Origin of the sequence: Sinorhizobium mexicanum, from assembly GCF_013488225.1 — a bacterium.
GTDB lineage: Bacteria > Pseudomonadota > Alphaproteobacteria > Rhizobiales > Rhizobiaceae > Sinorhizobium > Sinorhizobium mexicanum.
Genome location: NZ_CP041241.1, coordinates 862840 through 877724 on the forward strand (window position 1 = coordinate 862840; position 14885 = coordinate 877724).

At 60.2% G+C, this 14885-nt stretch carries 11 protein-coding genes; 4 read left to right on the top strand and 7 right to left on the bottom strand.

Going from position 1 to position 14885, the window contains the following annotated elements; translation table 11 throughout:
* The first annotated feature begins 153 nt into the window (after positions 1-153).
* Positions 154-1530, top strand: coding sequence for an aminotransferase-like domain-containing protein (locus tag FKV68_RS28220; protein ID WP_180943807.1), 1377 nt, complete (start codon positions 154-156; stop codon positions 1528-1530).
* 20 nt (positions 1531-1550) lie between these two features.
* Positions 1551-2552 (top strand): carbon-nitrogen hydrolase family protein, encoded by a 1002-nt coding sequence (locus FKV68_RS28225; protein ID WP_180943808.1) that lies wholly within the window; start codon positions 1551-1553, stop codon positions 2550-2552.
* A gap of 97 nt (positions 2553-2649) precedes the next feature.
* On the opposite strand, the gene FKV68_RS28230 is transcribed toward FKV68_RS28225, so the two are convergent.
* From FKV68_RS28230 to FKV68_RS28260, 7 genes are all read right to left on the bottom strand, one after another.
* Positions 2650-2907 (bottom strand): hypothetical protein, encoded by a 258-nt coding sequence (locus tag FKV68_RS28230; protein ID WP_180943809.1) that lies wholly within the window; start codon positions 2905-2907, stop codon positions 2650-2652.
* Between the two features lie 781 nt (positions 2908-3688).
* Positions 3689-4867, bottom strand: coding sequence for a multidrug effflux MFS transporter (locus tag FKV68_RS28235; protein ID WP_180943810.1), 1179 nt, complete (start codon positions 4865-4867; stop codon positions 3689-3691).
* Between the two features lie 624 nt (positions 4868-5491).
* On the bottom strand, positions 5492-6070 hold the full coding sequence (locus FKV68_RS28240; RefSeq protein ID WP_180943811.1) for a helix-turn-helix domain-containing protein: 579 nt from the start codon (positions 6068-6070) through the stop codon (positions 5492-5494).
* Positions 6071-6357: 287 nt separating this feature from the next.
* Entirely contained in the window at positions 6358-7446 is a 1089-nt protein-coding gene (locus FKV68_RS28245; RefSeq protein ID WP_246452771.1) for an ABC transporter permease, read from the bottom strand.
* The gene (locus tag FKV68_RS28250; RefSeq protein ID WP_245181448.1) at positions 7350-8192 is read right to left on the bottom strand and encodes an ABC transporter permease; all 843 of its coding nucleotides are present in this window, start codon (positions 8190-8192) and stop codon (positions 7350-7352) included. Before FKV68_RS28250 ends, FKV68_RS28245 begins: the two co-directional genes overlap by 97 nt.
* Positions 8193-8200: 8 nt before the next feature.
* Positions 8201-9973: an ATP-binding cassette domain-containing protein gene (locus tag FKV68_RS28255; RefSeq protein ID WP_245181449.1), complete on the bottom strand. Its 1773-nt coding sequence runs from the start codon at positions 9971-9973 to the stop codon at positions 8201-8203.
* Between the two features lie 148 nt (positions 9974-10121).
* Positions 10122-11954 (bottom strand): ABC transporter substrate-binding protein, encoded by a 1833-nt coding sequence (locus tag FKV68_RS28260; RefSeq protein ID WP_245181451.1) that lies wholly within the window; start codon positions 11952-11954, stop codon positions 10122-10124.
* 223 nt (positions 11955-12177) lie between these two features.
* On the opposite strand from FKV68_RS28260, the gene FKV68_RS28265 reads away from it, so the two are divergent.
* Both FKV68_RS28265 and FKV68_RS28270 read left to right on the top strand, forming a co-directional pair.
* A complete protein-coding gene (locus tag FKV68_RS28265; RefSeq protein ID WP_427916001.1) occupies positions 12178-12786 on the top strand; it encodes a response regulator transcription factor in 609 nt (202 codons plus the stop codon).
* 312 nt (positions 12787-13098) lie between these two features.
* Positions 13099-14847 (top strand): PAS domain-containing sensor histidine kinase, encoded by a 1749-nt coding sequence (locus FKV68_RS28270; RefSeq protein ID WP_245181452.1) that lies wholly within the window; start codon positions 13099-13101, stop codon positions 14845-14847.
* Positions 14848-14885: the final 38 nt, after the last annotated feature.

Below are 14885 nucleotides of genomic sequence, written 5' to 3' on the forward strand. Positions count from 1 at the left end.
GCATGATGCGGCCGAGTTGATGAAAACTTGAATTTGCGTAAGGCCGGCGTTGCGTCCTGCATCGGTCTCGCCAACACGATCGCCACTTCCTTCACGCGGCCATACATGCTAAATGAAATGTATGTCAATGTACCATACACATAGGGCGACGATATGTGGAAGCCGAGACTGATCGAGAGCGCCCGGATGAAGTACCTCGGCATCGTCGAGGCGCTGGAGGCCGATATCCGCTCGGGTCAGGTTTCCCGGGGGGATCGGCTGCCTGCACAACGCGCCATCGCAGAAGCACTGGGGGTCGACCTGACTACGGTGACGCGAGCCTTCAACGAGGCACGCCGCCGAGGGCTCGTGGCGGCACAGGCCGGTCGCGGAACCTTCATCGCTGAAACGCGCGATGGGGAAGCGGTCGATCGGGTGCAGCCCCTAGTTGATCTCAGCATGAACATTCCGCCGCAGCCCATGGATCTCGACTTCCGGAAGATCTTTCCGAACAGCGTTGCGGGCGTCCTTGGAAGTCCAAAGGGACTGTTGCACCTCCATTATCAGGAAAGCACCGGTTCAGAACCAGACCGGCTGGCCGCCGCCAACTGGCTCGGTCCCCGGATCGAGGCAGTAACGTCCGACCGGATCGTCGTGACCGGTGGAGCTCAATGTGCGCTGTTCGCTGTTTGTGAGCTGCTGCTTAATCGCGGCGATGTCGTGGCCGCTGGAGCGATGACCTATCCTGGCCTGAAGGCGGTCGCCATCCAGAAAGGGTTCGCGCTCGAGCCTCTGGACATGGACGACAGCGGCATCGTTCCCGATGCCTTCGAGGGGGCCTGCCGCAATCTTGCGCTCAAGCTGCTCTACGTTGTTCCGAACATAGATAATCCGACGACCGCGACGCTTCCGGAAGACCGCCGCGGGGCTTTGGCAGCCATCGCGCGAAGGCATGGCGTCACTATCGTCGAAGACGATCCATATGCGCCATTGAGACCCGACCGAACCGTCTCCCTGGCGGAGCTTGCGCCAGACATCACATGGCACATTGCAACCCTGTCTAAATGCGCGACGCCGGCTCTTCGGGTCGCCTATGTGGTGGCGCCCAGCGCGACAAGAGCATTGCGCCTTGCCGGCGTGCTGCGAGCGACGATGTTGATGGCTCCGCCGCTGATGTCGGCCTTGGCGAGTCGCTGGATCTCCGACGGCGTCTTGGATGAGATCGCAAGGTCGATCCGCGCCGAGAACACCGAACGCCAGAAGCTCGCATCGTCGATCCTCGGAGGCCTGCACTTTGCCGCCGATCCCCATGGTCATCACCTTTGGCTCCGGCTACCGGACCACTGGCGCGCCGCGGATTTTGCAGAACATGCCGACCGCGCGGGCGTTTCGATCGTGCCGAGTTCGGCTTTCGCTACCGTCGTCCATCCAATCGAAGCGGTCAGGATTTCCCTGGGCATTGCCCCCGACCGAGGCGATCTCGAGGACGGCCTGACGCTGCTCGCGAGCCTGATTTCTCAACCGTCGCTCGGCACGAAAGCCGTCGTTTAGTTTCTTCAAGGATTGATCCGATGTCCAAAACCATCAAAGCAGCCGTCGTTCAGGCCGGGCCTGTTCTGTTCGACACCCCGAAAACGATCGCGAAGCTTGCCGATCTCGCACGCGATGCGGCGGGACAGGGGGCCGAGCTCGTGGTGTTTCCCGAGGCGTTTCTCGGCGGTTATCCGAAGGGTATCGACTTCGGGGCACGTCTTGGCATGAGAAGCCCGGAGGGGCGCGAGGATTTTCGGCGCTACTATGAGAGCGCCATCGCCCTGCCAGGGCCGGAGGCGGCACGCCTTGGCGAAATCGCCCGCGACAACAACATCCATCTCGTCGTCGGCATCATCGAACGCGACGGCGGGACGCTCTACTGCAGCGCAGTGACCTATGCGCCCTCCGGCAAGCTCATCTCCAAGCACCGCAAGCTGATGCCGACGGCGCTTGAACGACTGGTCTGGGGTTTCGGCGACGGCTCGACCATCGGCGTGGTCGACACGCCGCTCGGCCGCATCGGCAGCGTCATCTGCTGGGAGAACTACATGCCCCTGCTGCGAACGGCCATGTATGCCCAGGGCATCGAACTCTACTGCGCACCGACGGTCGATGACCGCGACACCTGGTTGCCGACGATGCGCACCATCGCGCTTGAAGGCCGGTGCTTCGTAATTTCGGCCTGCCAGTATTTCACGCGGGGGGACGGGCCTGCCGGCTATGCCCCAATCCAGGGCGACGATCCCGCTACCGTCTTGATCAGGGGCGGTTCCTGCATTGTCGACCCGCTCGGTAACGTTCTTATCGAACCGGACTTCACGGGCGAAGCGATCAAGGTTGCGGAGATCGATCGACGCATCATCGCGCGCGGCAAGTACGACCTCGATGTTGTCGGCCACTATGCGCGCTCGGACGTCTTCACGCTCTCGGTCGACACCAGATCTCGGTCTGCTGTGGCCTTCATGGGGGCCGTCCCGGTATCGACCGGCGAGGAGACCGCGACCGAGCTTGAACGGCACGTGACGGTATCTCGGGATTGACCGCTCTCGCCAGCTTTCCGAGGCGGACGGATCGAACGCTCCGAACGGGTCTGCGCCGACCCGCATCGGTAAGCAGGAGCGGAGCAGACCCGCTTCGTCACATGCTTTCGCCGCCAACAGGCCATGCGGGACTTTTCGGGCCGATGAAATCGACCCGCGGATCGATCACGGCAACGCGTTTGAGATCAAGCTGCATACCGGTCGCCGGCAGTGCGGCATTGGGCAGGTCGCCGTGCGCGCCAACATCCGCGCCACGAGTAGTTCCGGATGACGTGACCGCAAAAGCTCCGGCGGCAGCGGTACCAGCCAATGCGCCAAGGCAGGAACGTCTGCAGGTTTCGCAATTGTTGCACATGCTGGTTCTCCGATCTGGCTCCATAAGAGCGCCTCAAGAAGCTCCAACGTCTTTCCTTTGCCGCGTCCGGACAAGGTATATGGTGGTATGCTTAAATGCCGCTACTACCTTCGTCAGATCTTGAGGCCCCCGTCTTAAGCGCTCTGTCGTCGAGACAAGATATCGCGGTCGGTGTCCAGCCGAGATCTGCGGATGCGTGGAGAAGCGCGGCAAACCGATGTTCGCCATCAATGCTGGACTCGCGACATCAGGAGCTGGAACGGAGCATCAAGTGGGTGCCGCCACAAGACGGCGAATGCCCGGTCTACCCGAACAAGGAAGATGCGGCAGCTTGGCCCCACGCCAGCCGAAGCTTCGCGTGGTCGCGACAGGCTGCTAGATGGACAGGGCAGCCACAACGGCAACGATCGCCGCAGCTATCAGGACCCATCCACTGATCCTCAGCATCCTCGTTCGGCGTGCCCGCTCGCCGCTCCAATCGTAGCTCATCATGTGCTCCGAGGTTCCTGCTGCATGTTTCCTTAAGTCGTAGCCGATTTAAGGACGGAAAAATCAGCAATTCAAAAGTGCTACAGCGTCCTTTCGTGCGTCTGAAAGGACGCACGGCGCTGTAGTTCGAACTACGGACAATGAGCAAATTTGGTTAACAAATGGGAAACTGCCGTCCTACTGCATGTCTCCTTAAATCGACCTCGGTTTAAGGACAAAGAGACATGCAGCAATTCAAAATGCTACAGCGACCTTTGCGCGTCTGATAAGACGCGCGGCGCTGTAGTACGGATCAGGCGTCGGCTGCCGGTGCAGTCTGCGCCCCTCCGTCGCCAAACAGCCGGCCGTTCTCGGCGGCCAGGAAGCAGGCAAGCACGCAGGTGCCGAAGATGCAAAGGCTCGCTATCACCGGTGTCAGTGTTCCGTCGAAGGTTTGCGCCACCGCCCAGCCCAGGATCGCGCCGCCAACGGTCTGGATGGCGCCGAAGATCGCGGAAGCCGTGCCGGCGACTTCCCCGAGCTGTTCCATCGCGAGTGCCCCGGTATTGGGAAAACCAAATGCGACCATGGGAGTAACCAGCACGACCATGAGCAAAAACAGCCAGAGCGGCGGCGTTGCAAGCTGGACCATGACAAGCCAGGCAACGCTCCCCGCAAGGAAGAGGAGCATTGCGCCGTGCGCCAGCCGGCGCATTCCGAACCTTGCCACCAGACCTGAGTTGACCAGGAAACCGATGATGGCGGCGCCGGGCATGGCCGCGAAGGCGAGCGGATAGTAGGGACCCAGCCCGTATATGTCGACATAGACCTGCTGCGACGTGTTGATCAGCGCGAGGATAATTCCGAGTAGGAACATACTGGACAGGCCGTAACTGAACGCAGCCCGGTTGCGGATCACGATCGCAAAGGCGTCCGCTATGCTCGTGAAGTCGAGTGGTCGGCGGTTTGCTGGCGTGAGGGTCTCCGGCATGCGCAGGAAGGCCCACACACCAATCATCGCCGCAAGCCCGCCCATGGCGACGAAGATCAACTCCCACGGGCCCAGCAGAAGAATGATCTGCCCGACACCGGGCATAAACAGAGGAATAAGCAGGAAGATCGATAAGGCGACCGACAGGACCTCTGACATCGCAGCACCCTCGTATCGGTCGCGGATCGCCGAAATCATTCCGACGCGGATCGCCGCCGCGGCGAGACCCTGGGCAAAGCGAAGCGAAAGCAGCTCCGTGAAGTCGCGGACGGCGGCCGACGCCAGAGCGCAGGCGATATAGACAGCGAGGCCGATCAATATCGGCCGGCGGCGGCCGAAGCGATCGGACAGCGGCCCGAACACCACTTGCGGCAAGCCGAACCCGATGAGAAACACCGTCAGGACAAGCGAGCGGTCGTTGGGATCGGCCACCTGGAATGCTGTGCCAATATCAGGCAGCGCCGGCAGCATGATGTCAAGCGCCAACGCCTCGATGGCCATGAGAGCGGCGACGAGTGCGACGAATTCTCTTCGGGAGAGGCTCTTCGATTTCAGGTTGCGCCCTCAAGCAACGATCGCGGCAGTATAGCCATCGTGCGCGCTCTGTCCAATCCGTCTATTTCATGGGCCGCGACCAGAGCGAAAGTCGCGCAGATCGTCACGCGGATCGGATGGTTGCAGATTGCCGACGGCCCGACGCCACGCGTCGCGTATCTCGACAGTAAACAAACGGGCCGTCTGCGACGGAAGCAGACGGCCCAAGAGAGCGGATCAGTCTTGATTGTCGTGCCACAGCGGAGGGAGGACCGGGGCACCATCACCTGTTGGGAGCGGCGACAAGTGATGATTTGATGAATATACTATCTCTCGGCTGTCGCAGTCAGTGTACAGAAGTATAGTGCTTCCATAGCTGGCGCTATTGGGGCGCCACGCTTAGGACGAGATGAGGAAAAGTGTGCGCAGCTTTCCGCCCGCGTCCTGCTCTAACCCATTAGAATAGTTCACGGCTCATGCAGCGGTTAGCCACGTTGCTTTCGGCGGTGCTGGTCGGGAAATTCCATGAAGCCGGAGCGCCCCTGTCCGCCCCGACCGCTTTCCCTACGAATGCATGTCGCGGCTGGCGCGTTAGCCCGGTGTACGCATCGTTTGACGGTCCCCTTTTGGATCCGACCGACGAAGGCGTCGCCATCTCGCCGGAGTCGTGCCTTCGAACCGCCTGAACATACGTGTGAGATGTGCTTGATCCGCCAGACCGCAGTTGCCGGCTATCTCGGTGAGCGTCTGACCGGTGTTCAGCATCAGATTGCGGGCGTGGCGTATCCTTTGTTCCATGATAAAGGCGTATGGCGATTTTCCAAGACGCACCGAGAACGCGCGGGTGAAGTGGCTGGGGCTGAGCCCGACCTCCGCAGCCAGTTCACGAACCCTGAGCGGGCCGTCCATGTTGCGCAATACGTAGGCCACAACACGCTTGAGCTGGAGATCGCTGAGTGCCGTGTCGCCCTCGGGATAGATATAAATACCGACGGCCGGCTCGCTGGTCTCGGCCCCGGTCCGATCATTCTTGCCATCACGCAAAACTTCGGATCCGAGCGCGATTGATGAGGATACGCGTACACAGCCAGGCGCGACTGTGACACGTTCCCCATCCGTTAGACCCATCGGTGTTTCATTCACGTTTTTGGGCTGGACAAGGCGGTCCATGGTTGCTCCATTCGCGGCGGCACCATAAGCATATGGCTCCAAGCAAACATGATTAGACCTCAATATCCCGGCGGCGTTCTATCGTATGGTAGTATCGTCGACCTATACGATGGTATAGGTCGCCTTTGCTTCACAGATCGGAGCGGCCGCGACAACCGACAGATTTGGTGAGCCGGCTGTCTACAGCGCCGTGCGTCTAAACGGACGCCCAAAGGTCGCTGCACCTTGAATTGCTGCATGATTTTGTCCTTAAATCGATTCCGATCTAAGGAATCATACTGCTGCGCTTACAGTTCGATTCGCGGATCTGTGAGCGATTGAGCGATTTCCACGGCAATACTAGCGAGGATATAGATCGTCCCGAAAACCATCGAGACCCCAAGTATCGCCGGCAGGTCGGCAGTGGCGAAGGATTCGGTCATGTAGAGCCCAAGGCCGGGCCAACCAAACACCGATTCGACCACCAGCAGGTTACCGAACAGCAGCCTTATCTGCAGGCCCGTCATTGCCAATGGGGCGGAGGCGGCGTTCCTGAGACCATGTCGCAACACAACGGCCGCCTCGCCGAGACCCTTGCCTCGCGCTGTTCGGATATAGGGTTGTCGCATCACATCGTGCAGTGACCCTGCAAGGCTGCGAACGATCGCTACCGCAAATGGCAGGGCCAAAGCTGTTGCAGGCAGCGTCAGATGTGCCAGCGCATCGATGCTGACGTCCGGCCGGCCCGCAAGAAGACCGTCCATGACGTAAAAGCCCGTGGTTCCAACGAAGTCGCGAAATTGAAGACGACCGCTTCCCGGCAGCCAATCCACACGGAACCAGAAGACATAGGCCAACAACACGGCCAACAAAATAATTGGTATCGATCCCAGCGCAACAAACACGTGGCGCAGGATCTGTGACCGTGCGCCGCCCAATAGAAGCAGTGTCAGGCTGAACGCCAATCCCATCGCCAGGATTGTAGACACCAGAATGAGTTCGAGCGTAGCGGGCAGGTACCGCAGAAGGTCGTCACCTACGGGTTGGCGCGTGCGAACCGATTTGCCGAAGTCTCCTGCGGTTACGCGCAACAGGAAATGGCCGTATTGGACCGCAATCGGATCGTTAAGGCCCAATTCCTCGCGTACGGTTTCGATCGTCGACGACGGCGCGTAGGGACCTGCTATGGCCCGCGCCGGGTCAGAGGGGATGACGCTTTGCAGCAAGAAAACGATGAAGCTCATAACCATGAGAACGATGGCCAGACTACATGCCCGTTTCGCGAAATAAAGGGCCATGCTTAGGTGCCCTTCAGCATCGCGCGAAGTCCATCGCCGGCGAGGTTTGAGAAGAGGCACAGAAGGAAGAGAGCAACCGCGGGCAAGATCGGGATCCACCAGAAAACCGTCAAACTGTCGAGCGAGCGTGCCGTCATGGCTCCGAGTTCGGCCGATGGCGCGGGCTGGCCGAGGCCGAGAAACGACATCACCGACAGCGCCATGACCATGTTGGAGACATCGAGTGTCGCTGCGATGATCAAAGCAGGGACCGCTCCTGGAAGCAGATAGCGTAGCATCAGGCGAGGGCCGGCCACGCCGGCGGCGCGTGCCGCCTCCACATGCGGCCGCGCGTATAGCCGTCGAATTTCGTCCCGTGAGACGCGGGCGTACCAGGGCCACCAGAAGATGGCGAGCGCGACGATGCTGTGAAGGAGGCTCGGCCCCAAAACTGCGACCGCCGCAAGCGCAATAAGAGTGCTGGGCAGCACCAGGAACAAGTCGACGACACGCTGAACGATAAAATCCACCTTGCCGCCAATGGCACCGGACACAACCCCGATGAGGGAGCCAAGCACGAGGCTGAACAAGATCACCGCGAGGCTTGCCAGCCAGGTGGACTGCACGCCGACAAGCACGCGCGCGAACAGATCGCGACCGACCTCGTCCGTGCCGAACCAATGTGTTTGCGAGGGAGGAAGATAAGCCTCTGCGATCCGCAAATAGGGATCATGGGGCGTCAGCCAGGTCGCCAACAAGGCAACCACCGTAATCAGTAAGACACCGGCGATGCCGACCCAACCCGACCAGCCGACCATACGCAAGCCGTCGTGAAGGCGCGAAAGCGAATTTGCATGTTCATTCATCCCACGGATCATCGAGCGAGCATCGCGTCGAGTCTTGGACAGGCTTCAATCAGCGCACGGGTGACAGCACCACGGGAAGGGGACTGCAACATGTCGGCTTCAAACTCCTCAACGACCACCCCCTTGTTTAACACGATGATACGGTCGGCAATAATCCTTGCCGCGGCAAGGTCATGAGTGACAAACAGCATCGCGAGTCCAAGGCGCCGGCGAAGATCATTAAGAAGATTGAGAGTTGCCGCCGCCAGCGGGACGTCCATGGCGCTGATCGGCTCGTCGCACAGAAGCAGTTTGGGTGGCACCACGACGGCACGGGCCACGATGGCGCGTTGGCACTGGCCGACCGAGAGCTCCGACGGCAGGGCATGCATCAGCGACGGATCGAGCCCTACACTCTGCAAGGATTCACCGACCCTCCGCCGACGCTCGGCGGCAGAGGTGACGCGGGGACGCAGGCGTTCACCGATCTGGTCGCCGACGGACAGCCAGGGTGTCAGCGCCGACACCGGATCCTGGAAGATCACCTGCGGCCGGCGGTCAAGGCATGAGACGCGCCCGCTGTCAGCAGCCATCAGTCCCGCGGCGATCCTCAACAGGGTCGATTTTCCGGACCCGCTTTCGCCGACAACGGCGACTGATTGGCCGAGCGGGATTGATAGATTCACTCCTCTGAGCGCGGGGATCAGGCGCCGCCTTTCCCAGACCCGTTGCCTGTCCGCAGGAAAGTGCTTGTGGACATTCACAAGCTCGAGTGCCATCGGGCCGTCCGTGACCTTCTCGCCAGCCCATGCCTCGCGGGCAGCCGCGACAGGAAGGGCAGGGAACGGCGTTTCGTCCGAACGATGGCATGCGACCAGACCGGAATGCGCTTGAGCGCGGCGCTCTCGGGGGCGGACGCTGGAACAATCGCTCCGGGCAATCTGGCAGTGCAAGACATAGCCGCAACCACGATCGCTCGTTTCGTCATGCCTGAATGCAGGCTGCCGGGTCGGCAACGGACGTGAACGGTCGGAATTGAGATCGTAGCGGGCGGCGAAGAGACTGGCCGAGTAGGGATGCTGCGGATTTCTCGCGACCTCGCGCAGCGTGCCGATCTCCGCCATTCGCCCACCGAAAAGCACCATTATGCGGTCCGCCACTGTGGCCGCTACATTGAGGTCGTGGGTGATGTAGATGATCGCGGTCTGCTCTTCTCGGGCAAGATTGCGCACGAGTTGGAGCAAATGTGCTTGTGTCGTGACATCGAGCGCGGTTGTCGGCTCGTCGGCTATGAGGAGCTTCGGACGCGCCATCATCGCCATTGCGATCAGCACCCGCTGCCGTTCGCCGCCCGACAGACGATGAGGAAAAGTACCGGCGATGCGCTGCGCGTCGCTCAGACCGGCGCGGCGCAGGCTACCGAGTATCAGCGTCTCGTCTCCATCTGCGGATTCGTGCAACTGACGGCGGATGGTCATCGTGGGATTGAGCGCGCCCATAGGGTCCTGTGGAACGGCGCGCACGAGCGAACGCCGCGCGGAGCGCAACAGGTGCGGCGGTGAGCCGACTATTTCCAGGCCCGCGAGCCGGATCGAGCCGCTCACTTCCGGCGCGCTCTCGGCCGGCAGAAGACCTTGGATCGCAGCGCCCAGCGTCGACTTTCCCGCGCCGCTTTCGCCGACGACAGCCAGGATTTCACCCGGACCCACCGCGAAACTGATCTCGTCGAGCGCGCGGTGCCGCTGGCGGTTCCTGGCCAGAACGACCCCGAGCCTGTCAACAGTGAGGACTGGTTCAACCATCTCGTTGGGTAGTGAATATAAACTCAGCGACGCATGCCTCCCGAAGTGCATTGGCGGGTGCGCCTGGCTGCGAACTGCAAAGCTTGAGAATGCTGGTCATGTCCCTAGCCTCACGCGTTGACCGCCTTCAAACCATTCAAACCTTGCATCAGCGTGCCCATCGTACCGTCGCAAAATCGATGTTTCCGGGTGGGAAGGCAGGGCGCAGCCCGAGGTCAGTCAACCCCTTGGCGTGGACCACGACATCTTCCACATCGACCAGAGGAATGACATGACCGGCTTCGACATATAGATGTCCGGCTCTTTCGTAGAGGGCGTTACGCTCGGCAATATCGGTCTTTGTGCCAGCGACATCAACAATGGCGTCAGCCTCCGGCAGGCTCCTGCCATAAAAATTGAGCGGCGCATCCTTGGTGAAGAAAGCCCGCACCTGGTTTTCCGGATGGGCTGCGTCCGGGCTCGAAATGGTGAGCAAGGCGTCAGGTGCGTTAGGGTCGCCTTTCAGCGCAAAAGCGGCTCCCGGCGGCAGGACGTGGGCCGTTGCCTTGACGCCAATCAGGGCGAGCTGGACGATCAGACGGTCGGAGATGCGGGCATACGTCGCCTTCGTGCTATGCAAACCGATGACGAGATTGACTTCGCCAAGTCTCGCGATCGCAGCCTTGGCAGCGTCGATGTCATTCGGAAACTCGATTGGATCCGTGGGGTCGAGCATCAGGTTCTGGTAAACTGATTTCGACAACTCCGCGTAGGGCCCGAATACGTCCTTGACCCAGATAGACGGGTTGATCGCGCTGAGCACGGCGCGACGAATTTCAGGATTATCGAGAGGCGAGCCGGGCTTAATGAACAGGGCGTACTGTATCATGCTCGGTGCTGCCGTGACCTCAAGCTCTGCCGGCAGGTGGCTCAACTGCGCGAACGGGAAGTTGGTTGGCACGACATCGAGCTCACCCGCTTTCAGTTGGAGTATCTGTTGTCCAATATCTGGCACCACGGGTATCTCGATCCTGTCGAAGTACGGTCGCTTGCCCCAATAGTCGGCGTTGCGTTCGAGTACGTAACCCTCACCGCGCTTGAATTCCGCGAGCTTGAAGGGGCCCGTCCCGACGGCGTGCTCACCGAGCCAGTTTGTAGCCTTGTCAGACTTGTCGTGTTCGTTGAGTGCCTGCGGACTGATCACCTTCGGTCCCCAGGCACTTGCCAGCAAGTGCAGGATCGAGGGCTGAGGATGCTTCAGCCGGATGGCTACGGTGGCGTCATTCGGTGCGCTGATATCAGCGACATTGCCCAGCATATAGCTGAGCACGAGCCCGCTGTCGCGGCGGCGTTCGAGCGAGCCGACCACCGCTTGGGCGGTCAAGGCCGTGCCGTCATGGAACTTGACGCCATCCTGCAGATGAAAAGTGTAGCTGAGCCCGTCACCGGAAATTTCCCAGCGCTTGGCAAGCAAACCGACGATTTGCGTAGATCCTGGCGCATATTCGACGAGGCCCTCATAGACATTGTTGATCGCGCTTATCCCGTCGATCTCGAAACCATTGTCAGGATCGAAAGTGCCGATGTCGATGGCGTATGGAATGCGCAAAACCTCTTTCGCATAGCCCGGTATCACCAGAGCCAGCAGCGCCACTGCAAACCCGAACAGGAAAACGCCGAGGCGTAGTGTTGCCGGTCGGGCAGTAACATCAGAATGGTTGGTTTGCATTCCCGTCCCAGTCCGCTCTATTCTCATCGGGGATATCGGTATCACCGAAATTTGATCATTATTTAAACGAAACCAAGTGCTTGAGGCAGTGCTTTGATCCAGTCTGCGGCGCAGCCTCTCCAGCGAAGCTTGGCGCCTCAAGCGTAGCGGTTGAAGGCAAGAAAATATTGAAGAATCGGACTGTGATAACGCCGAACAGGGGATAAGCGTGGGCTGGGCCAGCCACTTGCGCAGGGTTCGAGCAGGGCCAAGAAAACCAATCCTCGCGATCAATCCGCGATCGGGACCAGGTTGCGCCGGCGAGGACGAGAATCGTATTCGAGTCCCCTGCGTCTTTACGGTATATTGCAGGTAATTTTCTGAGAATCACCATCCGCAGTGTCTTCTGAGCGCGGGCTGGGGTGCGGCCGCGACAGGGCACATGTCGCGTGAAGCTTGAATTGAAGGGCAGGGCATGGACCCATCATGTTCCGGATCGGGAGACAAACCGATCGCGATGCTGGTTGATGATGATCTCAAGGTCCGTGAGGCCATGAGCAACCTTCTCAACTCAGTTGGGATCGAAACGATTTTATTCTCTTCGGCCCGGGAAGTTCTAGAGGCAAAACTTCCGGATCGGCCGAGCTGTTTCGTGCTCGACGTGCGCATGCCGGGATTGAGCGGGCTCGATCTGCAGCGTCACCTCCAGGCCAACGGCATAGAGACACCGATCGTGTTCTTGACGGGACATGGCGACATTGCCATGAGCGTGGAGGCGATGAAGGCAGGCGCCGTCGACTTCCTGACGAAGCCGGTGCGTGACCAGACTTTCCTCGACGCGGTCTCCAACGCCATCGCGAACGACATCGCGCGGCGGGAGGCAACCCTTGCGGCGCGCAAGCATGCTGACAACTACGAGACGCTGACGCAGCGTGAACGACAGGTCTTGCGCTTGGTCGTTGGCGGCTCCTTGAACAAGCAGATCGCCTTCGAACTCGGCATCAGCGAAATCACCGTCAAACTTCATCGAAGCAATATGATGAAGAAGATGCACGCAAACTCCATTACACAGCTGTTCGCGGCTTGGCAGTCGCTACCTGAAAGCGTGCGACGCGGCGACGAGTGATGGGTCATCAAAGCCTGCGCGGTTGGTGCCAAGCCACTGGCGAATCGCGGACACGCGGCTGGTTGTCTGTCCCAAGGCATAGGTTTTCAGACCCATCACCTGGCTGCTAGGATGAAATGACCTATACACATTGAGCAGGGCCTGAAGGCGCGGAGAGGTTCGATGGAAGCAATGTCATCGACAAAGCGGCGGGCCTTTGCAGCGGCCATAAGTGCTATCGGCGCCCTCCTCGCGTGGTTTTCCTCAGATCCGACGGGCTTGTTGATCGCGGTTGCCGCCGCCTGCATTTGCATCGGCTGGAAGGCAGGACTGTTGGCGATCGCGATGGCTGGCATTGCGGCAGCCGCGATTGAAGCGCCTTCCGACACCATGGCCACGGACGGGTGGCTGCGTGTCGCGGTGTTTGTGGCCAGCGCGTTCGGTCTATGGCTTGTGGTGCAGCTTTTCAGGGTCGTCAGCTTCTACGAGCAAGTCTACAAGAAAACCCAGCCGACAATGGAGGATATTCCCGGTCTTGGTTGGTCCTGCTATCCCGATGGGCGGATGCGTTTCGTTAATCCGAAGGCGCTGGAATTTGTCGGGCTGACGGTCGACGAAATGAAAAGGCTCATGGAGACTGGTGACACCGCTTGGTGGCAACGCTTCGTACATCCCGATGATCTCGAGCGAAGCCGAGCACTGTGGAAGCACAGCTTGAGCACCGGCGAGCCATTGATCGACGAACAGCGGGTCCGCCGCCACGATGGCACGTATCGATGGTTTCGCGACTCCGCGGTAGCGTCGCGAGACGAGCACGGCCGCATCACCGCCTGGTACGGTACGACCGTCGATATCGATGACCAGCGCAAGGCGGAAGCCGCTTTGCGAGAGAGCGAGCAGCAACTGCGCCAGCTCATCGATACTGTGCCGGCACTCATTTGGTGCGCAACACCTGACGGCAAGCCGTCCTACCTCAATGAACCATTGCTGCGCTGGACTGGCATGTCTGAGAGCGGCGAGATGACTGGAACCGCGAGCCCATTGGCTGCGACGATTATAGAAGCCGTCCATCCGGACGACCGGTCCTCATTTCAGTCAGCTCTCGGCCAGTCATTCAAGTCGGGCGATCCGTTCATGCTGAAGTACCGGCTGCGAAGGGCAGACGGCGACTATCGTTGGATCGATGGCAAGGCCGAGCCCCTGCGCGACACCGATGGTCGCATTCTTCAATGGTATGGCGTATGCCTCGACATTCATGACGAGATGCAGGCTCAGGAAGCTGTCCGTCTTGCGGACGAGAGGCTCGCGCGTGCCCTGCGTGCGGCAAGTCTTTCTGAGATGTCGGTTTCGATAGCGCACGAACTCAATCAACCACTGCAGGCGATCGTCGCAAACGCCAATGCGTTCCAGCGGTGGCTACGTGCAAACCCGCCGAACCTTGAACGAGCGAGCCGCACCGCCGAGTGGATTATTCGAGACGTCGACGCGGCCGCCGATGTGGTCAGTCGGATTCGGGCGCTGTTTACCCAGGCCGGCCATTCACGGCAACTGATCCAACTGAATACGGTCATCAATGAGGTATGCGAGCTTATCTCCGACAAACTTCAGGCGGGTAAGATCCGGCTCGAGGTCGACCTCGATCCCTCTCTGCCGAGCGTTGGGGCGGATCGCGTTCAGATCGAGCAGGTTGTCATCAATCTCGTCAGAAACGCGATTGAAGCCATGCATGAAACGCCCGTGCATGCCCGTATTCTTCGCATCGCGACGCGGCTACGCAGTCCCGAGATACTGGAAGTGGCAGTTTCCGATCGGGGTCATGGGATCGCCGATTCCGACAGGATTTTCGAAGCGTTCTTCACGACAAAGAAAGACGGTATCGGAATGGGCTTGGCGATTTGCCGCTCCGTCGTCGAAACGCATGGTGGCCGCGTTTGGGCCGAGGATGCACCCGGCCGTGGGGCCACTGTCACCTTCAGCCTGCCTGTTGAATCGCAGGAGCGAGACCGCGAACTGATCGGTGGCGGCAGCTTGATCCCAAACGAAGCGCAAGCGGGCGATGAGAATAAGCGCCTGCCCGCTTGAGCGCCGTAGGTAACTTTGCGCTTACATCAGCCAGGGGA